Raw genomic sequence first — 19,866 nt, forward strand, 5'->3', positions numbered from 1 at the left:
CGGCATGGAAGGGTCCTTCTGGCAGAGGGTTGGTGTGCGCGATAGGCGCGGCGGTATCGATGGCACGCCGCCCGCGCGCGGTTGGGCGCGGCCCAGGCGGCTGTGGCTCATGTGGGTGGCGCCGACCCTGCTTGCCGGCCTGCTCGCGACTGCGCTCGTCGCCGTGGCCCTCGACGGAGGTCCGCACCCGGTGCTGACCCACGATCTGGCGCTCGCCGCGCTCGCCGCCGCGCTGCTGGTGGCCGCGATCTTGTGGGTGGCTACGGTCCGGTCGCTGTGGCGGCCGCTTGCCTCTTTGCGCTGCTGGGCGATGCGCGTGCGTAGCGGCAATCTCTCGGCGCGCATCCCCGAGGACCGGGCGGCAGGCGAGTTCGCGGAGCTGGCCTCGGATGTGAACGCCCTGGGGGAGCGCCTGAAGACCCTGACGCAGGAGCGCGCGGGCGGGGATTCGCGGGTGATCGCCCGTTGGCTCAGTGTCCTGAACGCCATCACCGCCGGTATCGCCTCATCCCAAGACCTGGACGAACTCCTGCCGCGCTTTTTGTTCACGCTGCATAGCGCAGGCGAGGTGCGCGGGGGCATCGTGCGGCTCTTGACCGGCGATGGCCACCTGCGGCTGGTAGCGAGCATCGGCCTGCCCCAGGACATCGTCGAACACGAGCGGCGCGTGACCCTCGACTGCTGCCTGTGCGGGCAGGCGGTGGGTCGCCGGACCTTAAGCGTGGACCAGGACCTGAAGGCGTGCTGCACCTCCTGGGGCCAAAACCCGTTTCCCGGGGAGGACCTCGTGCTGCTCGCCATCCCCTTGCGCTACGACGGGCGCGTGGTGGGGCTCTACAACCTGTTCATGGAGCGCACGCGCGTCATCGGGCAAAGCGACGTCGAGGATCTCTTGCTGGGCCTAGGCCAGCACCTGGGGGCGGCGATCGAGAAGATGCGCCTGCAAGACGAGCGCCGCCAGCTCTCGCTTTTGCAGGAGCGCATGGCAATCGCCCACGAACTGCACGACTCGCTCGCCCAGACCCTGGCAAGCCTGCGCATCCAGGCCCAGGTGCTGGGCGAGACCATAGAGCCGGATGGCTATTCGGCGACGCGTACCGAATTTGCGCGCCTTACCGCCGGGCTCGAGATTGCCCACAAGGAGGTGCGCGGGTTGATTCGCAACTTCCGCGCCGGCGGGGCCGAGGGCGGGCTGTTGCCGGCCCTGGACGCGGCTATCGTGCGCTTCAAGGAGGAGACCGGCATCCCCGTCTATGTGCAGAAGGATTGGCACGGGACCCTGCCTGCGACCCACGAGACCCATGTGCTGCGCGTGATCCAGGAGGCCCTGGCCAATATCCGCAAGCACGCCCATGCGCAGACCGTGCGGGTGCTGCTGCAGTCCGAGGCCGGCGGGGACTACAAGGTGCTGATCGAAGACGATGGCGAGGGCCCGGTATCGGCGGCCGAGCGCGCCGATCGCGATGACGGGCACTTCGGACAGACGATCATGCGCGAGCGCGCGCATGCGATCGGGGGTGAGTTGCGTGTGGAGCACGAGGCTGGGGAGGGCACACGGGTATGGCTCACCTTCCCCGATCCGGCGCGCGTGACCGAACGGGCGGTGGCGGTGGCGGAGGTGGTGCGGTGAAGGTGTTTTTAATAGACGATCATGCGTTGTTCAGAAGCGGACTCGAGCACCTGCTCGTGCGCCGCGGCATCGAGGTGGTGGCCACCAGCAATGACGGCGAGCAGGCCCTGAGGTCCATCCAGGAGACGCGCCCCGACATCGTCCTGCTCGACATCCGCATGCCCCGCATCGGCGGTATTGAGACCCTGAAGGCGCTACGCGCAGGCGGGGTGACCGCGGCCATCGTCATGCTCACCACCTCGAGCGAGGAGGCCGATCTCGTGGCCTCACTGCGTTACGGGGCGCGCGGCTATCTCTTGAAGGACATGGAACCCGATAGTCTGGTCGCGGCGCTCGCGCGTATCGAGGCCGGGGAGATGGTGGTGGCCCCGGAGTTCGCGCCGGTGCTCGCGCACTTCATCCAGAGCGGACCGCAGGCCCTGACCGCCTCACATGCCTTCAGTGAGCTTACCCCCCGGGAGCTTGAGATCCTGGGGCACCTCGGGGATGGCCAGAGCAATAAGCTGATTGCCCGCGACCTCGGGATCTCCGAGGGCACCGTGAAGCTCCACGTGAAGGCCATCCTGCGCAAGCTCAAGCTCACATCCCGCGTGCAGGCCGCGGTACGCTCCGTGGAGGAGGGCCTGAGCCGCAAGAGTTGATGTGTGCCTCGCGGGATGCGCGAGGGACCCATCGTTCGAGATTGATCGGCCGTATCCACGCCCAATACCTGGGCCCCCGCAGGACAAGAGCGGGTTTGCGGGTGGCCGGGTTCGGGCCTCGGGCAGGCCTCCAAGAGGCGGCTACCGCCGCCCCCGGGGGTTATGGGCCCCGATAGGGTTTACGGCCCCCGCGGTTGTGCTGCCGGGCGCGGGGCCTCTTTGGGGCCCCTGGCTTTTGGGGCGCCGCAGGCAACAAGGCGCGGACTCCATCAGGGACCGAGGCATGTGCCTTGCCAAAGCCCGGATGCCGGACGGTCACTTCACCGTATTACCCTCCTAACCCGGTAAATGTGTTCTCAAGGTCCGGATGCCTCGGTTACCGAGTGGAGTGATCGGCCAAACGCGACAGATAGCGCGTCTTCGGCTGCCGGGGGCGGTTTTGGTGCCGATTGTGCCGCTGTGGGCACGACGCAGCCGCCAGACTTCCTCCGCAGAACAGCTTTGATCAGGGTCGTTGATTTTTCCGGATTCTCGCTATACGCTCCCTCAAAGTGGGCGCATAGACGCCCAGAACAGTAATGATATCAATCGGCCTATTATTTGGGAAAAACCAAGAAAAAGGGGGGATAATGTTGCAACGAGGTCTACGTCTCGTGCCCGTGCTCACGCTTGGGGCGCTGCTGGCAGGTTGCGCCACGGCCAACGGTCCGGCACCACAGAGCACGAGCTCCAGCGGTCTGTCGGCCGGGAACATGCGGCTATCTGCGCGCATGTCGTCTAGCATCTTCCTACAGCCCGTCGGGCCGGCCAAAAAGGTGGTCTATGTGGAAGGGCACAACACGTCGAGCGCCCAGGGCATCCATTTTGGTCAGCTCATCGTGCAGGAGCTCACGGCCAAGGGCTACCGTATCACCAACAACCCCCGTTATGCGCATTACATGCTCCTCTACAATATTCGCTATGTAGGTAAGGAGCAGTCGTCGCATGCGGCCGCAGGCGCCTTGGCCGGCGGCTTCGGTGGCGCCGTAATCGGGGGTGTGGCGGGCAACGACAATGGCGCCTTGATCGGCGGTGGAGTGGGCGCCCTGGCCGGCGGCATTATCGGGGCGATCTTCCCAACCAATCATTATATGATGGTGGTGGATATCCAACTCGAGCAACGCCAGAAAGGGGCCTATACATCCACCAATACCCTGGCGAGCCAGGGCATTGATAGTTCGGTCAGCAGTTCGGCCGGGGGTATCAATGGTTGGATGATCTATCGTGATCGCATCGTGGCCCAGGCCGCCGGGACACGCCTGCGCTTTTCCTATGCGACGCCCGCCATGAGCCATGAAGTGGCCGGGGAGCTTGCCGGACTTTTCTAAGGCATGTGCCTGGGGTCGCGACGGGTGCGCCAGCGGGCGCGCCGGTCGCGCGGACATGGCGTGGATGGAACGGATACGTGAGGACCAGCCCGGTGTGAACATCGGGTGAGTCGGCGCCGTGTGCCTATCGATCAACGCCAGCAAGGCGACGGCGCGCATCCGCGCATGGTTCACCTATGTACGCGAGAGGCCCCGGCATGGAGGCCGGGGAGCTAGGGCGCCGATCGCAAAACGATCGCTACCCTAGGGCGGATCCGTAGGGGCGCAATCGTCTCTGCGAGGCCCACCCTGAAGCGGACCCTGCCAGCGCGCCTTCAATGCGGCGGCGGATGGGCGGGCGGGTCGGGCCTTTGCCGGAAAGACCGCCGACACGATCCTCGTGCCGAAGATCTATGGCCAGGCATGGCGTACGCGGTTTGGTCTCTCGGCCCCGATGGCAGTATCGGGACCCTGCGAGGCCTATAAGCCCGACAAGAGCAGAGGGCGCGCGGTTTCGCAGGACACAACGTACAAAGACGGGTAGTGGGGCCGTCTGTCAACGGCGTGCCGGGATCGCCGACAAGGCACGGCGCGCAGGCGTAGAGCTTATGATCATCGATCCCCGCCCGCGGGATCTACCCGGCCAGTGGATACACCGGCCCGGCCGGCGTGAACGCGGCCCGAACCATGCGGGTCTGGGCCGCCGTCAAGCGGCCCAAGGTCTCGGAATCACCGCAGACCATCGTGATTGAGTCCAGGGACAAGCGCCGGGCTTCTGGCCTGGATATGGATCAGGACGCGACAACCCGCCCCATCCATGGGGAGCGGGCGAGCGCGCGCCGAAACCCGCCACTTTTGACACAGCAAAGTATGGCGTGTGACAGTTACGCTAGGCATCACGTCTTTCGCGAGGTAGGCCGGCCCAGGGCCAGGCCTGGGAACGTATCCCTACGGGGGTATGGCCTGGAAGGCGCCTGCGGTGTGGACTGTGTCTAAACTTTGCCAAGAGACGCTTATGGACTATTTACCCATTTTCCTCGACATCCGCTCGGCCCGTGTCCTGGTGGTCGGTGGTGGCGAGGTCGCGGCCCGCAAGGTCGGTCTGCTCCAGGGTGCGGGCGCCCACGTGGTGGTCGTATCCCCAGACCTGTGCTCGAAGCTTGCGGCGGCAAAGGCTGCGGGCGAAATCACCCATATCGCGCGGGTGTTCACGGTGGCCGACGTCGCCGGCGCGCGCGTCGTGATCGCCGCCACCAATCATGCCCCCACCAACAAGCATGTCTATCAGGCCGCTACGGCCGCGCGCGTGCCGGTCAACGTGGTCGATCACCCGGCGCTCTGTACCTTCATCATGCCCTCGATCATCGACCGTTCTCCGGTGCTGGTCGCGGTGTCGAGCGGTGGCACGTCACCGGTGCTCGCGCGCCTCCTGCGCGCGCGCCTGGAGACCCTGGTCGCATCGACCTATGGGGCGCTTGCCGCCTTCATGGCGCGCCACCGGCCCGAAGTCCGTCAACGGATCACCTCGCCTACCCAGAGGCGCCGCTTCTGGGAGCGCATCCTTCAGGGGCCGGCCGCCGAATTGCTGCTCGCCGGCGAAGAGCATGCGGCCACGGAGATCTTCGAGCGGGAGCTGGCGCAGCCGGAAGGCAGCGGTGTGGGACTCGTGTCTTTGGTCGGTGCGGGCCCCGGCGATCCGGATCTGCTCACCTTGCGCGCCCTGCGGCTCATGCAGGAGGCCGACGTCGTCGTCCATGACCGCCTGGTGGCTGCCCCCATTCTCGCGCTCTGCCGGCGCGAGGCGCAGCGCATCGATGTCGGCAAAGACGCCGGACACCATGCCGTGCCCCAGGAACGGATCAACCAGCTCCTCGTGGAGCTGGCTACAAACGGCCGCCGGGTCGTGCGTCTCAAGGGCGGCGACCCCTTCATCTTCGGGCGCGGCGGCGAGGAGATCGACGCCCTCGTGGAGGCCGGCATCCCCTTCCAGGTGGTGCCCGGTATCACCGCCGCACTCGGCTGTGCGGCCTACGGCCATCTGCCGCTCACCCATCGCGACTACGCCCAATCCTGCGTCTTCGTCACCGGCCACTGCCGCAAGGACGACTCGACCCTGAACTGGGAGGCGCTCGCCAAGCCGCACCAGACCGTGGTCTTCTACATGGGGGTCGCGGCGCTGCCGACCATTAGCCGCGAACTCGTGGCCCACGGCCTGCCGCGCTCCACCCCGGCGGCGTTGATCGAACGGGGCACGACGCCTGGGCAACGCGTCCTCACCGGCACCCTCGCCGACCTTCCCGACATCGTCGCCCAAGAGGCCATCCAACCGCCCACGCTCATCGTTATAGGCGAGGTGGTGCGCCTCCACGACCGCTGGGCGCGAAGCCGCGGTGCCGAGGGGAGCGACCTGCGCGCGGCCGGATAGACCGAAGCCCGCACCTGATCCCTCGGCGCAAAGCGCATGATGGGCGGCCGCTTAGGCCGCCAAAGCGCGGGCCCGTAAGGGGCGCGCCACGTTCCCCTGGCCTATCCGAAAGCGGGGCGGCGGCTGCCATGCGGCGAGCCCTGATGCGCTCCCGCGCGATCGCAGCCCAAAGCACGAGGCCGTTTCCTGGCGGCTCGCCTTTAGAAGCCTCTGATAGACCGTGGGCTTTGGCCCCTATCCAGCCCGCTGCATCGGGTGGGATTTGGCCGGTATTCGTGCGTCTTTGGCATAAGTCGGGAGATCCCTTTCCGGACAGGGTTTCTTGTGATATGTAATGAACGAGGACAGGTCTGGGCGCAAGGATTCCCATTTCTGTAAAGAATAAGAATTGTCGTAAAGACGACAGAGCGGCAGGGTCTCGCTCTTCGTGGGGGCGTCTGCGACGCGCACGCAAAGGATCGGGATTATAAAAACAACGGGAGGGTGCATGAAAAGAAAGACGGCGGATAATCTGGGTGTACTACTGCGCAGTTACGAGGCCTTGTACAACTGGCGGGCACTGGTCATGCTGGCAGGGAGTTTCGCAGTGGCCGGGCTTGCCATCATCGGGGGCTCGGATATGGCTATGGGCGGCGGGGGACGAATGGCCGTGGCCATGCTCCTTGGCTTGGTGGCGCTGGTGGTGGCGGTCATGGGTGTGAATGGCAGCGGTCTGATGCTGGCAGACCAGGCCTATGATCGGCCGATTCGCTCGTTCATGAGCGCGTTTCTCGGGGGGCTGCGGGTGACGCTGGCGGCGATCGGCGTGCTCGTGGTGTTGGCGCTTGGTTATGCGCTGGTGTGGCTGGTGGTGTTTCTGCTGGCGCTGCTCGCGCGCATCCCCGGCATCGGCGGGGCATTCGCCTTTGTGTTCGCGGGTCCCTCGGTGCTGGTGTTGGCATTGACGGTGGCGGTGCTGCTGCTCGCCGCACCCCTGGCCCTGGCAAGCCTATGGCACGGGGACGGCATGACCGCGGCCTTGCGGCGCGCTGTGACCATCGTGGTCAGGCGTCCGCTCGATGTGTTCATGCGTTTTCTGGTACTGGGGTTGATTGTCATGCCCGCGGCGCTCTTCCTGTTCGCAATGGTGGGCATGGGCGATATGAGTGTCACCGGGATGTATCTCGTCGATGCCCTGAGGTCCATGGGCGGCACCTATGGCGGGATGGGCGGGGGTGGTTATGGCGGCATGGGCCCCATGGCCGCGCTGTTTGGGTCGCTGATGGGCCAGGGTCTGGGGGCCGCCGGCGTGTCCACGGCGCTTGTCTGGTATCTGGCGATTGCAGTCGTGGGGCTGATTCACATGCTGGGCGTGATATGGATCTACGAATCGGTGAGCGATGGTAGCGGATGAGAGGGACTGGATGTGGTGCAACGCCAGGCGGCGCGTATCAAGGCGCGCATGAGCGAACAGGGGCCGGCCTCGAAAGGGCCGGACAAATCTTCGTCCTGATTAGGTCGAGGGCCGTGTGTAACCGGCGGTATGGGGCTTAACGCGGGGTGCTTGAGGGGGCCGGGTCCGTGGCTGTCGCCCTGAGCGAGGGCTCAGGTCCATCCACCAATCCGATGCGTTCCTGTTCGCGGCGCCGTTGCGGGCGGATACGGTAGTCGCGCCGCATGATCGGGGTCCGATAGGCGTCACGCCGGAGGGTTCGGGCGGAGCCGGCTTAATCGCGTCATCGAGATCCATGGGCTGGCATATCGGCGTGCCCGCATACGCCGGTCACAGGTCGGCCGCGTGCCGCGCGATGCGTGCGGTCCGGGCATCCGCGTGGTGCGAGCGGCGAGCACGGCCGGTCACCCACCGCCTCTGGCAAGATGAGGCGGACGTCCGTAGACACCGAGGCGTGCATAGCCGTACCCTATTGACAAGATCGAATGGCGGACGGACTATTTCTTTTGAGGGACGCGTGATAGCGGGGGGCTGGGCGTGCCCAAGCGGTCTGCAACCCCGGGCACAACGGGGTACGGGGTATGTGGTGTCTTTGGGCGGCGCTGGGGTGTCGGTGCGGACGTTGGTCTTGCCATAGGGATTCCGGCAGGGACATGCATGCCATTGCTCGGCGAACGGCAGGCGCGCATGGTCATCATACCTTGCCTGCGCGTGCCGAAGGTGGCGGACGCTGAGCGCCCAATCATGGGCTGTATGCCGAATACGCGACGGTTCCTCGTGGCGCCCGCGCCCACAGACGGCCCTAGCGTCGGATGCGGGCACGCAACGACGTCGACGGCTTGAGCATCGATGGCGCAGGCGCGGCCCACGCCACGCGCGATATCAGCCATTGCAATTAGCGCGTGAATCTGGACCGAGGATCCTATGTCACCCATGAGCGGTTGACGGTCACGGGATACGGGGATGTGCCGTGTGATCGTGGTCACCGGCGGCAGGCGCAGGCCCGGTCTGCAGTGCGCGCCCGGCGGGGGCTAGGAGCGCGGGCGCGGTGATCCCCGTGGGTGGTGCCGGTCGAGGCCGGCGGGATCCGTCAGGGGCCGGGCATGGAGGGGGGAACCGGGGGTGCGGCATGAATGCCATCGACGCGATTGCGACGTGTTATCGCAAAAGCTTTCATAAGCGTGGGCGCGCGAGCCGCTCGGAGTTCTGGTGGTTTGCGCTATACTACCTCATCCTCGAGGTGGCCTTTGAGCTGCTGGTGCAGCACCGGACGCCTCACACGCCGCCATCGTTGGCCACCGGACTGCTGGCCGTGGTGGTCGCTCTGTTCGCGGTCTATTCCTTTTTCCCGTTCGTGTCTGCCGAGGTCCGGCGTCTGCATGACGTCGACCGCAGCGGTTGGTGGCTTGTGGCGAGCATGCTCATGGCGGCGCTGAGCGAGGCGGCGTTGGGGGTGGATGTGATGTCGGCCCTGGCCACGCATCGGCTGCGGCAGTTCGTGCGCGCACTTATGCATGGTGGTCATTGGGGGCTCACCTTTGCGCTTTTTGCGACCGTGGCGATCAATATCACGGTGTTCATCTTTCTGGTGCTGCCCGGGACCCCCAGTGACAACCGCTACGGTCCCGATCCGCTCGGTGCGGGGCGCGCGAAACGGGGTGATCCTCGTTTTGTGGGCGGGCATTAGGCACGGAGCGGCCTGCGGCCCGCGGAGGGAGACGGCCACGCGCCTAGACGGGGTGGGTGCCGCGATGCAGTGGGCCGGTGGATAGGGGTCGCAGTCGCTTCCCCAGGGCTCCGCCGATGGGGTAGCATAGCCGGGGTTGTCATGACCGCCCGGAATCCGTGAACCCCCGTGCCTCCCGCTCAGACACCGGCACTGCGCCCGCGCATCGTCCTGATCGCAGCGCTCGCAAACATCCTCATTGGCGCCGCCGCGCTATGGGGCTGGCTGACGTTGCGCCCGGGGTTGGTGCAATGGAATGGCCATCTGGCGCCGATGCCGTTCAACGGCGCGGTGTCGCTGGTGCTTGTGGGGCTGGGGCTCGTGTTGCTCTATCGCGGCCTGTTCCGGTCGGCCGTGCTCGTGGCCTTGCCGGTCGTGCTCTACAGTACGCTCGCGGCCGTAAGCCAGCTCGTGCACACCCATCTCGGCATCAATCATCCGCTGTTGTTGCCAGTCCACACCCCCATTTTTTCCACAGACCGGTGCGCATATCGTCCTTGAGCAGCGCGATGCTCATGGTCGTGAGTGGCGCGACGGTATTTGCCGGGCTTATCCGGGCGCGCGCCCCGGGACCGGCGGCCGGCGCCCTGCTCGTGGCCTTGAGTGCCGCCGGGCTGGTTGGCCAGCTGAGCCCCTTGTGGCCGATTTGGCGACCCCTGCGTGAGGTGTCTCTGCCCGGATCGCTGGCCCTTTTTACGCTAGGCGCGGCAGTGCTGGCACGCGGCTGGACCGAGCTGCGCTCGCGGCGCCTGGGGCTTGCGTTCGTCACTGCGACCATGCTGCTTACGGTCACCGTGGTGTTGACGGTGGCCGTGAATACCTATGAGGACGACGAACTCATGCGCATGACCGGGGGCGTCTTGCAGGGGGTCGCAGACCAGATCCGCGCGCAAGAGCACAGGCCGCTTGCGGTGGCGCGCATGGCCGCCCGCTGGGAGGCCTTCGGTATGCCTCCGGTCGCGCGCGCCATGGGGGCCGCGCGGCTTTTGCAACAACAGGTCCCGGGCCTGCAGGCGGTCGTGTGGGTCGCGCCCTCATCGCGGGTCGTATGGCGGGTGCCCAATCCCGGCCATCCCCGGGTGGTCGGCCGGTTCTTGGATGCCGACCCGCGCCGCGCCTTGGTGCTCGAGCGCGCGCGCATCAGCAATCGTCCGGCGATGACCTCGCTTATCCCGCTGTTCAAGGGCGGGCGCGGTTTCGTGGTGGTTGCGCCGGTGCGTATCCAGGGCCGCTTCATCGGTTATCTCGGGGGTATATTCGATACGCGCGGGCTGCTCTCGCGCCTCGTCGCCAATATCTGGCAGGGCTACCACGTCAGTGTGCGGCTGCATGGTCAGCGTTTCTTCGTGCGCGGGCTCCCCGGTGCGACCCGCTACCGCCATACCGGCCACGTGCGCTTTCTCGGGCAGAATCTCACGATTGAGGTGACCCCCGGGGCGCGCATTGTGCGCAAGATCGCAGTCGGGCTGCCGACGATCGTGCTCACAAGCGGCCTTTTGCTCGCGCTGTTTGCCGCCGCCGCCGTGTATGCCATGCAGGAGGCGCAACGCCATGCCGCGTCGCTCGATCGCCTGAATGCCGGTCTCGAGAATCTGGTGCTGGCGCGTACCGCGGCGCTACGCGAGGAGCGTGAGCGCTGGCGGGTGACGCTCATGAGTATCGGTGACGGCGTCATCGTCACCGATCACGAGGGCCGGGTGCGGGTCTTGAACGCCGAGGCCGAGCGCTTGACGGGTTATCGCGACGACGAGGCGCGCGGGCTGCCCGTGGATAGCGTTTTTCCGCTCCATCGCGATCCCGAAGGACCACCGGTCGAAGGGCCGGTCGCGCAGGCCTTGCGGACCGGCGAGGTGCAGCATCTGCGCGGCCCGGTGGCCTTGAAGACCCAGGACGGGCGGGTCCTGAAAGTGAGTGATTCCGCGGCCCCGATCCGTGATGAGGATGGGGAGGTCACCGGGGCGATCATGGTGTTTCGCGATGTCACCCAGCGCCAGGCCCTGGAGGAGCAGGCGATGAAGGTGAAGAGCCTCGAGGCCCTGGGGGTGCTGGCCGGGGGCATTGCCCATGACTTCAATAACATCCTGACGGCGATCTTTGGGAATATCACGCTCGCCAAGATCTACGCGCCCAGTGACGGGACCTTGCAAGGGGCGTTGGCCGACGCCGAACGGGCCAGCTGGCGGGCGCGCGAGCTCACCTTCCAGCTGCTCACCTTCGCCAAGGGTGGGGCGCCGGTCAAGAAACCGGGCTCGATCGGGGAGACCACGCGTGATCTCACCGGGTTTTTCGTGAAGGGCTCGGCGGTGCGCTGCGAGCTCGACATCCCCGAGGATCTGTGGCCGATCGAGTTTGATCCCGACCAGATGGGTCAGGTGATCCAGAACATCGTCCTAAACGCCAAGGAGGCCATGAATGGCGCCGGGGTCTTACGGGTCACGGCGCGCAATGTGAGGCTTGCGTCCTCTGAGGTTGTGGATCTCGCCGCCGGCGATTACGTCGAGATCGCGTTTCGCGATAGCGGCCGTGGGATCGCGCCGGAGTACCTGGCGCGGATCTTCGACCCGTATTTCTCCCTGAAGCCTTCGGGCACGGGGCTGGGCCTTGCCGTCACCTTTTCCGTGGTCAAGCGCCACCAGGGCATGGTGACCGCGGATTCCGTGGTCGGGCAGGGCACGACGCTGACGCTGTACCTGCCGCGATCGGGGATCAACCCCGTGCCGGCGGTGGTCACCCCCGGCCAGGGACCGGTGGCGGCCGTGGGGCACGGCCGGCGGATCCTGATCATGGATGATGATCGGGATGTGCGCGCCATCGGCGTGCGACTGTTGCAGCGCCTGGGCTACGAGGTCAGCGAGGCCGCTGATGGCCAAGAGGCGGTGCGGCTCTACGAGCAGGCGCATGACGGACGGCCGTTCGATGCCGTGATCCTGGATCTCACGGTGCCCGGCGGCATGGGCGGCAAGGAATGCGTACGCCGGCTGCGCGCGCGCGACGGCAAGGTGCGCGCCATCGTCGCCACCGGCTATTACACCGATCCGATCGTGGCCCAGTATCAGGCCTATGGTTTTGGTGCCTCTGTCCAGAAACCCTATCGCCTCGAGGATCTGGCGGCGGCCCTCACGCGCGTGCTCGCCTAGCCGGGCCGAACGTCGCTTGTCGGCCGCGGCGGCCTCTGCGCACACTCCATCACGAGCTAGGCGCGGCGGCCGCAAGGGGATGGTGTGGGGCGGATACGGGGCACAGGGTGGGGGTGGGCGATCATGGCGGCCGTGGTGCTTGCCGGCGGCGCACTCACCACGGCGTACGCCTTCGATTACGCTGATGTGGTCGGCAAGGCCCAGCAACTGGCGGCGCGTCCCTTCAAGCCGCAGCCGCGCATCGCGCAGCTGGCGGGCCTCACCTACGACGAGTATCGTAGTATCCATTTCCGGCCGACCGCCACCTTGTGGCCGCGACGGCATCTGCATCTCCAGTTCTTCGCCCCCGGCTACCGCTTCGTGCGCACGGTATCGATCTCGGTGCTGGCCGCCGGGCATGTCCACAGGCTGCGGTTCCGGCGCTCCTTGTTTCATATCCCCCCCGGTCTCTATCCTCACCGGCTGCCGCGAAGCGTCGGCTATGCGGGCTTTCGTGTGCTCTCCAACAGTTATCATCCCGACCGGTCGCCGGTGGCGCCCAACAGTCAGGTGATCGTGTTCCTCGGGGCGAGTTATTTCCGTGCCAAGGGGTCGCATGAGCAGTTTGGGCTGTCGGCGCGTGCCCTGGCCCTCGATACCATCGCCCCGCGCCCCGAGGAGTTTCCGCACTTCATCGCATTCTGGATTCGGCGTCCGGCGCGTCGCGCGCATGCCCTCACGGTATTTGCGCTCCTGAATAGTCCCAGCGCCACCGGGGCCTTCCGATTTCGCATCCGCCCCGGGCGTGCCGTGCATGTCCGGGTGCGTGCGACATTCTTTTTTCGCAGGCGCGTGTATGAGCTTGGCATTGCACCGCTCTCCAGCATGTATATGTATGACCTGTGCGACCGGCGCCCGTGGGCCTATCCGCGTCCCGCGATCCATGATTCCGAGGGATTTCTGCTCGCCAGCCGGCACGCGGTGCGCTGGCGACAGCTCGCCAACCCTGCGCGCGTACATCAGTTCGTGTTCCCGGTCCGCCATCTGCGCGGCTTCGGTCTCATTCAGCGGGACCGGGACTTTTTTGACTACGAGTCGGTATCGATGCGTTATCAAGGGCGGCCCAGTGTCTGGATACGGCCGCGTGGCGCATGGGGGCCGGGTGCGGCGACCCTGGTCGAGATCCCGACCCCCAACGAGACCAACGACAACATCGCCGCCTTCTGGCAGCCGGCGCACCCGCCATCCCCTGGGCACGCCTATCGCCTGCGCTATACCCTGATCTGGAACGGATCGGGACCACGGGAGTCGCGGGCGCAGGTCGTGCGCACCCGCGCGAGCGAGCGTTGTGTGGGGCGCCCGGTGCGCTTTGCCATCGACTTTCAAGGGACGCGGCTCGGCCGGCTGATCGCGGCCAGGCGCCTTGCCGCGCGCCTGCGGACCACGGCCCCGGGCACGCCGATCTCGCATGTGCGTTTGCGCGCGGTGGCCCACGATCGCGTGCGCCTGAGCTTTACGGTGGCTGCGCACCGTCCGCGCGCGCTACGGATCCGCGCCGTGCTCATCGCCGGCGGCCGGCCGGTGAGCGAGGTCTGGGATTATGTGGTGGCGCGCGAGGAGCCACCGATGCAAGTGCTGCGGCGCACGCAGGGTGGGGCATGACCGGGGCCGGCAGGCCACCCCGGTGGGCCTCCTGGATGGCGTTGGCGGCAACGCTCGTGCCTTGGCCGACCTGGGGGAGGGGGTATGAGGCCGATAGCCGTGGCGCGGCCCCGGTGGCGTGCGCCTTTTCGCGCATCGTGCCGCTCTCGTGGCCATCCCCGGCGCGCCGTGCGTCCGCGCGCCCCTGGGCGCGGCTTGCCGGGCGGCGCGGGTCCTGGGTGTGGTGCGGGGGCGACGGCCGCCGGGGCCTGTCCGTGACCCTACCCGGAGGGCGATCGCGACGCTGCGCGGGCGTGCGCGTCACGGTGCCCGGGGGTGGCGGCCGGCGCGTGACCTGGTTGGCCATCGGCCACGGCTCGTTCTGGGCGCGGCCGCTCGGGATGTCACGAGGGGTATCGGTACGCGCCCTCGGCGCCCGGGGGATATTTCGACGCGTGACCCTGGCTGTGCATAAGGGGCAGCTGGTGGCCGTGGCGAGTGTCAGCGCCCCAGGCGCCCAGGCGCGCTATCATCTGACCGTGTCTGGTCGCCAGACGGTGCACATGACAGTGATCGAGAGAGCCTCCTATCTGGGTGCGGCCGTGGCCCGACGGGATCGGCCGGCGCTCGCGGGATTTTATGACTTTGGGGTGGGCACGGCGATGTCGGCCATGGCCATCGACCCGGCACGCCATGATGCCGATGGCCTGTGGCTCAGCGATGCCCGCGGCCCCTCATGGGCGCCGCTGCGTAATCCCCGTCACCCCTGGCGGCAGACCTATGGCCCGAGGGTGCGCGCCTTTGGTCTCCTGCAGCGCGATCGTACGCGGCACTATTATGGCGTGCATGCCGCGCGCCAACAGGATGCCCCGGATGTCATCGTGCATTGGCCCGGGCTGGGGACGCGGGTGGTGTTGCGCGAGCGGCCGACGGCGGGACGCATGGCACCCAATGTGCGGGTGATGTTCGGGCCGTGGGCGGCGGATCGCGAGACGCTGCGCTATCGTCTCACGTGGACGCGTATCCAAAGGCGTGCTGGAGATCGCGCAATCGTGGTGTCCACGCGTCTGGGCGGCAATGTCCGCACCGGGGCGCGCATGTACGTCATCGACTATGCGGGAGGGGCTATCGCCCGACGGCTCCCGGTCCATGCCGTCGCCGGAAAGGTGCAGGTCCATCCCGACACCTTCGTCACCCAGGATAGCGTGCGCTACAACCCCTATACGCACGGCTACCGCCAGGTCTTGCAGGTCCTGCCAATGGCTGGGCGCAATATCCATGTGCGCGCTTGGCTGAGCGTTTACGGTCAGCGCCTCTCGGAGACCTGGCGCTATACACTCTTCGCCCCGCGCATTGCCCACTAGCCTGCAGGCCCCGGCCCTGCCGGGGAGGCAGCTAAAGTGTGACGCAAGGGGAGTCCATCGTGTCCTTCCGGTAAGCATGCAGGAAGTGGTTTTTTGCCCCTGCTAACGTTCGCTGCGTACTCCAACCGATAAGGAACGCAGCGAATGAACAAGACGAGAGAGACGGAACCAGGACGGGATGGCGACGAGACCCCAGAGCAGACCCAAGCGCTCTTCCAGCGCTGGCGGGAGAGTCGTCGGCCGGGCGCGCGTATCCCCAAGGTCTTATGGGCGGCGGCCGTCAGAATGGCCAAGCGCTACGGGGTGCCACAGACGGCGCAGCACTTGCGCGTCGATAGTCAGCAGCTCCTAAAGCGCATCGAGGGCGCAGGGGGCGCGGCTCCCACCGGGCCACGCCCCATCGCGTTTGTCGCGTTGCCGGGACTCGCGCCATCGGCTGAGGCCGGGATCGCCGAGTGTGTCGTGGAGCTTCAGAATGCGCGTGGGGGGACGATGCGGGTGCGCTTGCAGGGCCTGGGGCTTACCCATCTGGCGCCTCTGTGCGCGGCCTTCTGGGAGGCGCCATGATCGCCATTACCCCGCACATGCGGGTGCTGGTGGCGGTGGAATCGGTGGACTTTCGGGTCGGTATCGACGGGCTGGCGCAACGCTGTCGGGCGGTCCTGCAAGAGGATCCCTTCCAGGGGACGGTGTTCGTGTTCCGCAGCCGCTCGCATACGGCCATCAAACTCCTTATTTACGATAAATGGTACGCACCGAGTAATGTGGAGTGGCCAGTCGGTCGCGCTTAAGCAGCCGAAGAATTATCCGACCCAACTCCACATTACTACTCGTCACTTACAGCGATTCGAGCCATTCAAGAACTGAAGTGTTTTTGTGCCACTGAGTCGGGCGTCCCAGAGGACTGTGGGGCGCGGCCGCTTTGGCGAGGGCCTGTCGCTTCATGTCCAGATCGATCGTCGCATAACGGTTTGTCGTGTCACTGCTGGCATGCCCTAACCACTTGCTGATGTCGGCAAGCCCTACACCCGACTTGAGCAAATAGATCGCGCAGCTGTGTCGTGCTGAATGCGGGTGAAGACGTTTGACGCCCAACGATGGGCAGTTGACCGCCGCAGGGCGGCAATATTTACCGAAAACATAGCGAATCCCGAACCGCGTGAGGCGCTCGCCGCGATGATTACAGAACACTGGCGCAGCCGAGTGCAAGTTCAGTTCGTTCTTGGTGACAAACTCCTTTATGACTTGCGCCGTCTGCGGCCATAGAGGGCAGATGCGCGTCTTGCGCCCCTTGCCCACGATTTTTGTCAGATTGGAGAGACAGTGTTATGTGAGCGATACAAGCCTATTGTCCTCCCTCCCCAAAAACGGAAGTCGCGGTTTTTTAGGGCGCCACTGTCATCGCGGCTTTTCTTGCGAGGCAGACTTCATCCGATGCCGCGCATCTCGGCCACGGCCTCAGCGATCACCCGCTCGTCCACGCCGCGGCGCTTGAGGCTATCGACGAACCCGGATAGTGGCGTCTCGTCGAGCCGCTCGAGGTCGTGGCGTAGTCCCTCACCGATATAGTGGCGCATGAGCGGCTGGTAGCCACCAAAGCCCAGTAGCGGTGCGATGCGCTTCAAGTCCTCGACCACGTCCTCGGGTACGCGTAGCGAGACCATGACCAATGTCCGATCCTTGCGCAACCGCTTTTTGGGATCAACCGTCTTCATAGAGTCTCCGTTCCGCCACGGTAGCGGGTCTCGCCGAGATCAGGCGAAAGATCTCGTCTGTGTGCTCAATGTGCACAACGAATAGCAATCGTCCCTCGCGCGTCATTCCGATCAGCGCATCGCGCGTTCATTTTCACCGCTTGCCTCCACCACCCGCACGAACGGGTCAAAGAACGCCTCGCGCGCGATCTCGAAAGACACCCCGTGCTTGCGCAGATTGGCGGCGGCTTTCTCCGCATCCCACTCGAAGCGGACGCCGTACAGAGTCGTTTCAACCTTCACAAGGAGGGAGTCTAGGTAGACATATATCTATTGTCAATACGCTGCTTATTCCAGCATGCTCATCGGGACAATCCACTGCATGATCGCCTTTTGTGACGTGATCTCGCGATCTTTTGGCAAACGGAACGTTTTAAGGCGGTTATTCGCGACTTGCATCCTTCTTGAACCTGTCACGATCCCCCGTATGAGTATCCAACATCAGTCATACCTCAGCGTCATCCAAGCCGCCTTCCCAGGAAAAGTGTTTCTTTCCGTCGACGACGCGGCACGCGCTTTATCACGCGCGGTCGGAGCCATAAGAAACGACATTAGCGACGGCTCCTTCCCGATAAAAACCGTCAAAATTGGAGCCCGGCGCCTCATCCCCATTCTGGAGCTGGCCCTCTATATGGACCAGTTGGTGGAGGGCAAACCTCACCCCGGCCGCCCCCGTACTGCTTCCAAGGGCAAGGGGGTGCTCGATGTCTAAGGCTGGACAGAAGAAAGCGGCTCACCTCCGAACCCTCCGGGACGACACCCAGGGGTTTATAAAAAAGTGCGGCAGCATCGAGCGTGCTGCGGACGTAATTCTGTCATCCCCGGGCCGTTCACAGCACGCGGCGGACATCAGGGAAACGACTCTGCAGGGGATCGCGATGCCCGACGAGGACGCCATGCAATACCTCGTAGATGACAAACTCATGGACGTCGAGCCGACGGACAATTATAGCGACCCAGTGCATAAGTACATCTTGTGGGAGGAAGCGATCGCCGCGCCGGAACTGCCCCGCATAAGCGGCAAATTTGGGCGCATTTTTGAACTGGCTGCGATGGGAAAATCGGCCCAGGAAATTGCGGATGATATGCATCTTACGAGACGGCAAATAAACAACATCCTCAGAGACAATCATGGGACGTTGCAAGGGAAGATCGAAGCTGCAGCGAGGCAGTTGGAGCTGCCGCTATGACGGGTTTCCTAAACCCTGATGTGATCGGGGCGTTGGAAAGTGCTGGCATTCGATACCGCAAGTCGGCGCGTGGGTGCGAATTCGCGCAATCTGGCGCGATGGTGACGAGCCGAACATCGCCATTAGATTAACAGTGGCGGATGGTACGACCATGCCACCAAGGAGAAGGGGGCTTGGCCGGAAATCGCGGCCAAGCTCGGGATCTATTGTCCACAACCCAAGAACAAGCCTTGGACGCAAGAAGATAAGAAAGCGTGGGCGGCCAAGAAAGCGGCGCAAAAGAGCTAAAGAGACTAAACCGTGAGTATGGTAACAGCGGTTTTTGCGGGCATGGGGGCGGTCGTGTTCTATGGGCTGGGCGTGGTATTCTTGGCGGCGTGGGGTTCCAAAAAGCGCCATGGGAAGAGGGCGCGAACAGCAGGCGGCTCCCACCATCCGTGAGCGGCGCGGCGGCGAAGCGACTACCGCCCACGCCGTTGCTTTAACCGTTCATCTCATTGAGTTTACTATGAAAGGGTGATGACTAAAGGCAATACACCCCCGACCCCGTAAACGCGGCAAGAGAGTAAGACCATGTCGAACGGGTGATGCGGCGCGCGGTGCGCATATCGTTGCCAAGTAGCCGAAGTGCCTTCGCCAGGAAACCTGGCGAGGCCTTTTTACTGTGCGTGCTCAATGGCGACCATTCGGGGTACGAGTCGGCTGCTTGGATCACACGAGCGTGCGGGGTTAAGGCCCCAAAGAAATGATCGATCTCAGACAACGGCGCACCGCGCACCCCTATTTTCTTTCATCATCCGGGGTGGTGGCAAACTCTTTCGCCCACCATTGATAGCAGGTGTCATGGCAAAGACGGAAAGGAATCTCTTGGGGCAGGAGGTGGGGTTGCCGGTGGTCGGCTGGCGGCCGCCACCGTATCCGGATGATCGTGCGCTCAGCGGGCGCTTGTGCACGGTCGAACGGATAGATGCAATGCGCCACGCGCAGGCCCTCTACGATGCCTATGGCCTCGACCAGGAGGGTCGCCTGTGGACCTATCTTCCGCACGGGCCGTTCGCGAATTTTGCCGACTATCGGGCCTGGCTTGTCGACGCGCAACACCGTGCCGATCCGTGGTTCTACGCGATCGTGGATCATACCACCGGGCAGGCGGTGGGTAGCGCCGCCTATCTGCGCATGAATCCCGAGGCTGGATCGATCGAGGTGGGGGCGCTGGTCTTTTCCCCGCTTCTACAGCGCCGGCCGGCGGCCACCGAGGCCATGGTGCTCATGATGGCGCACGCCTTCGCGCTCGGTTATCGCCGCTATGAGTGGAAATGCGATGCCCTGAACCAACGCTCGCGCGCGTCGGCGCTGCGTCTCGGATTCTGCTACGAGGGCACGTTTCGCAAGGCGGCGGTGGTCAAGGGCCGCAATCGCGACACCGCCTGGTTTGCCATCACGGACGACGAGTGGCCGGCGCTTTCACGGATCTTGTCGCGCTGGCTGGATCCCACAAACTTCGATGCCGCCGGGGGGCAGCGCGTGGCGCTATCGTCCCTTACGCGGGCCTGGCGCGCGTCGCACGATGAGTTCTGACCGAAACTAGGAACGGACGTTAG

At 65.2% G+C, this 19,866-nt stretch carries 18 protein-coding genes; 15 read left to right on the forward strand and 3 right to left on the reverse strand.

The genetic code is table 11. The features are described from left to right. Nucleotides 1–34 precede the first annotated feature (34 nt). The 12 genes from C4900_RS06185 to tnpB all read left to right on the forward strand — a co-directional run bounded on the left by C4900_RS06185 (nt 35) and on the right by tnpB (nt 16,112). A complete protein-coding gene (locus C4900_RS06185) occupies nt 35–1,630 on the forward strand; it encodes a histidine kinase (protein ID WP_170132433.1) in 1,596 nt (531 codons plus the stop codon). After that, nucleotides 1,627–2,271: a response regulator gene (locus tag C4900_RS06190; RefSeq protein ID WP_065972333.1), complete on the forward strand. Its 645-nt coding sequence runs from the start codon at nt 1,627–1,629 to the stop codon at nt 2,269–2,271. Before C4900_RS06185 ends, C4900_RS06190 begins: the two co-directional genes overlap by 4 nt. Nucleotides 2,272–2,900: 629 nt before the next feature. Then, the gene (gene traT / locus C4900_RS06195) at nt 2,901–3,638 is read left to right on the forward strand and encodes a complement resistance protein TraT (RefSeq protein WP_065972332.1); all 738 of its coding nucleotides are present in this window, start codon (nt 2,901–2,903) and stop codon (nt 3,636–3,638) included. A gap of 994 nt (nt 3,639–4,632) precedes the next feature. Continuing rightward, nucleotides 4,633–6,042, forward strand: coding sequence for a siroheme synthase CysG (gene cysG, locus C4900_RS06200; protein WP_065972039.1), 1,410 nt, complete (start codon nt 4,633–4,635; stop codon nt 6,040–6,042). Nucleotides 6,043–6,529: 487 nt separating this feature from the next. Beyond that, complete coding sequence (locus tag C4900_RS06205) at nt 6,530–7,435, forward strand: zinc ribbon domain-containing protein (protein WP_114282665.1); 906 nt, start codon at nt 6,530–6,532, stop codon at nt 7,433–7,435. Between the two features lie 1,168 nt (nt 7,436–8,603). After that, on the forward strand, nt 8,604–9,161 hold the full coding sequence (locus tag C4900_RS06210) for a DUF805 domain-containing protein (protein WP_114282666.1): 558 nt from the start codon (nt 8,604–8,606) through the stop codon (nt 9,159–9,161). 168 nt (nt 9,162–9,329) lie between these two features. Then, entirely contained in the window at nt 9,330–9,701 is a 372-nt protein-coding gene (locus tag C4900_RS15965) for a hypothetical protein (protein WP_170132434.1), read from the forward strand. Further along, nucleotides 9,698–12,337: a hybrid sensor histidine kinase/response regulator gene (locus C4900_RS06215; protein WP_170132435.1), complete on the forward strand. Its 2,640-nt coding sequence runs from the start codon at nt 9,698–9,700 to the stop codon at nt 12,335–12,337. Before C4900_RS15965 ends, C4900_RS06215 begins: the two co-directional genes overlap by 4 nt. Nucleotides 12,338–12,421: 84 nt before the next feature. Continuing rightward, nucleotides 12,422–13,978 (forward strand): glucan biosynthesis protein, encoded by a 1,557-nt coding sequence (locus tag C4900_RS06220; protein ID WP_147267137.1) that lies wholly within the window; start codon nt 12,422–12,424, stop codon nt 13,976–13,978. After that, on the forward strand, nt 13,975–15,321 hold the full coding sequence (locus C4900_RS06225; RefSeq protein WP_147267138.1) for a glucan biosynthesis protein: 1,347 nt from the start codon (nt 13,975–13,977) through the stop codon (nt 15,319–15,321). The genes C4900_RS06220 and C4900_RS06225 overlap by 4 nt, the downstream gene beginning before the upstream one ends. Nucleotides 15,322–15,465: 144 nt before the next feature. Further along, nucleotides 15,466–15,888, forward strand: a complete 423-nt coding sequence (locus C4900_RS06230) for a hypothetical protein (RefSeq protein ID WP_065970966.1) — start codon at nt 15,466–15,468, stop codon at nt 15,886–15,888. Beyond that, nucleotides 15,885–16,112, forward strand: coding sequence for an IS66 family insertion sequence element accessory protein TnpB (tnpB, locus tag C4900_RS06235; protein WP_114282670.1), 228 nt, complete (start codon nt 15,885–15,887; stop codon nt 16,110–16,112). Before C4900_RS06230 ends, tnpB begins: the two co-directional genes overlap by 4 nt. Before the next feature lie 46 nt (nt 16,113–16,158). Here the strand turns inward: tnpB and C4900_RS06240 are convergent, their stop codons facing one another. The 3 genes from C4900_RS06240 to C4900_RS16200 form a co-directional block, all read right to left on the reverse strand. Then, nucleotides 16,159–16,620 carry a tyrosine-type recombinase/integrase gene (locus C4900_RS06240; protein WP_211306793.1) on the reverse strand — a complete coding sequence of 154 codons (462 nt, stop codon included), beginning with the start codon at nt 16,618–16,620 and terminating at the stop codon, nt 16,159–16,161. Between the two features lie 128 nt (nt 16,621–16,748). Then, complete coding sequence (locus tag C4900_RS06245) at nt 16,749–17,036, reverse strand: hypothetical protein (RefSeq protein ID WP_065968976.1); 288 nt, start codon at nt 17,034–17,036, stop codon at nt 16,749–16,751. Nucleotides 17,037–17,147: 111 nt separating this feature from the next. Further along, nucleotides 17,148–17,318: a BrnT family toxin gene (locus C4900_RS16200; RefSeq protein WP_211306795.1), complete on the reverse strand. Its 171-nt coding sequence runs from the start codon at nt 17,316–17,318 to the stop codon at nt 17,148–17,150. A gap of 184 nt (nt 17,319–17,502) precedes the next feature. Here C4900_RS16200 and C4900_RS06255 point away from each other — a divergent pair, with 184 nt between their 5' ends. From C4900_RS06255 to C4900_RS06265, 3 genes are all read left to right on the forward strand, one after another. Beyond that, nucleotides 17,503–17,787 carry a hypothetical protein gene (locus C4900_RS06255; protein WP_141689185.1) on the forward strand — a complete coding sequence of 95 codons (285 nt, stop codon included), beginning with the start codon at nt 17,503–17,505 and terminating at the stop codon, nt 17,785–17,787. Beyond that, complete coding sequence (locus C4900_RS06260; RefSeq protein WP_065968978.1) at nt 17,780–18,265, forward strand: hypothetical protein; 486 nt, start codon at nt 17,780–17,782, stop codon at nt 18,263–18,265. Before C4900_RS06255 ends, C4900_RS06260 begins: the two co-directional genes overlap by 8 nt. 843 nt (nt 18,266–19,108) lie before the next feature. Then, nucleotides 19,109–19,843, forward strand: a complete 735-nt coding sequence (locus C4900_RS06265) for a GNAT family N-acetyltransferase (protein ID WP_114282673.1) — start codon at nt 19,109–19,111, stop codon at nt 19,841–19,843. The last annotated feature ends 23 nt before the right edge of the window (nt 19,844–19,866 follow it).

The organism is Acidiferrobacter thiooxydans (genome assembly GCF_003333315.1).
Classification (GTDB): Bacteria; Pseudomonadota; Gammaproteobacteria; order Acidiferrobacterales; family Acidiferrobacteraceae; genus Acidiferrobacter; species Acidiferrobacter thiooxydans.

What these genes read in the sequence shown, in the direction of transcription:
- C4900_RS06205 (WP_114282665.1), top strand. Translation starts at nt 6,530, where the DNA reads ATGAAAAGAAAGACGGCGGATAATCTGGGTGTACTACTGCGCAGTTAC.
- C4900_RS06245 (WP_065968976.1), bottom strand. Translation starts at nt 17,036, where the DNA reads ATGAAGACGGTTGATCCCAAAAAGCGGTTGCGCAAGGATCGGACATTG.
- cysG (WP_065972039.1), top strand. Translation starts at nt 4,633, where the DNA reads ATGGACTATTTACCCATTTTCCTCGACATCCGCTCGGCCCGTGTCCTG.
- C4900_RS06230 (WP_065970966.1), top strand. Translation starts at nt 15,466, where the DNA reads ATGAACAAGACGAGAGAGACGGAACCAGGACGGGATGGCGACGAGACC.
- C4900_RS06260 (WP_065968978.1), top strand. Translation starts at nt 17,780, where the DNA reads ATGTCTAAGGCTGGACAGAAGAAAGCGGCTCACCTCCGAACCCTCCGG.
- C4900_RS06210 (WP_114282666.1), top strand. Translation starts at nt 8,604, where the DNA reads ATGAATGCCATCGACGCGATTGCGACGTGTTATCGCAAAAGCTTTCAT.
- tnpB (WP_114282670.1), top strand. Translation starts at nt 15,885, where the DNA reads ATGATCGCCATTACCCCGCACATGCGGGTGCTGGTGGCGGTGGAATCG.
- C4900_RS06255 (WP_141689185.1), top strand. Translation starts at nt 17,503, where the DNA reads ATGAGTATCCAACATCAGTCATACCTCAGCGTCATCCAAGCCGCCTTC.
- C4900_RS06225 (WP_147267138.1), top strand. Translation starts at nt 13,975, where the DNA reads ATGACCGGGGCCGGCAGGCCACCCCGGTGGGCCTCCTGGATGGCGTTG.
- C4900_RS06265 (WP_114282673.1), top strand. Translation starts at nt 19,109, where the DNA reads ATGGCAAAGACGGAAAGGAATCTCTTGGGGCAGGAGGTGGGGTTGCCG.
- traT (WP_065972332.1), top strand. Translation starts at nt 2,901, where the DNA reads ATGTTGCAACGAGGTCTACGTCTCGTGCCCGTGCTCACGCTTGGGGCG.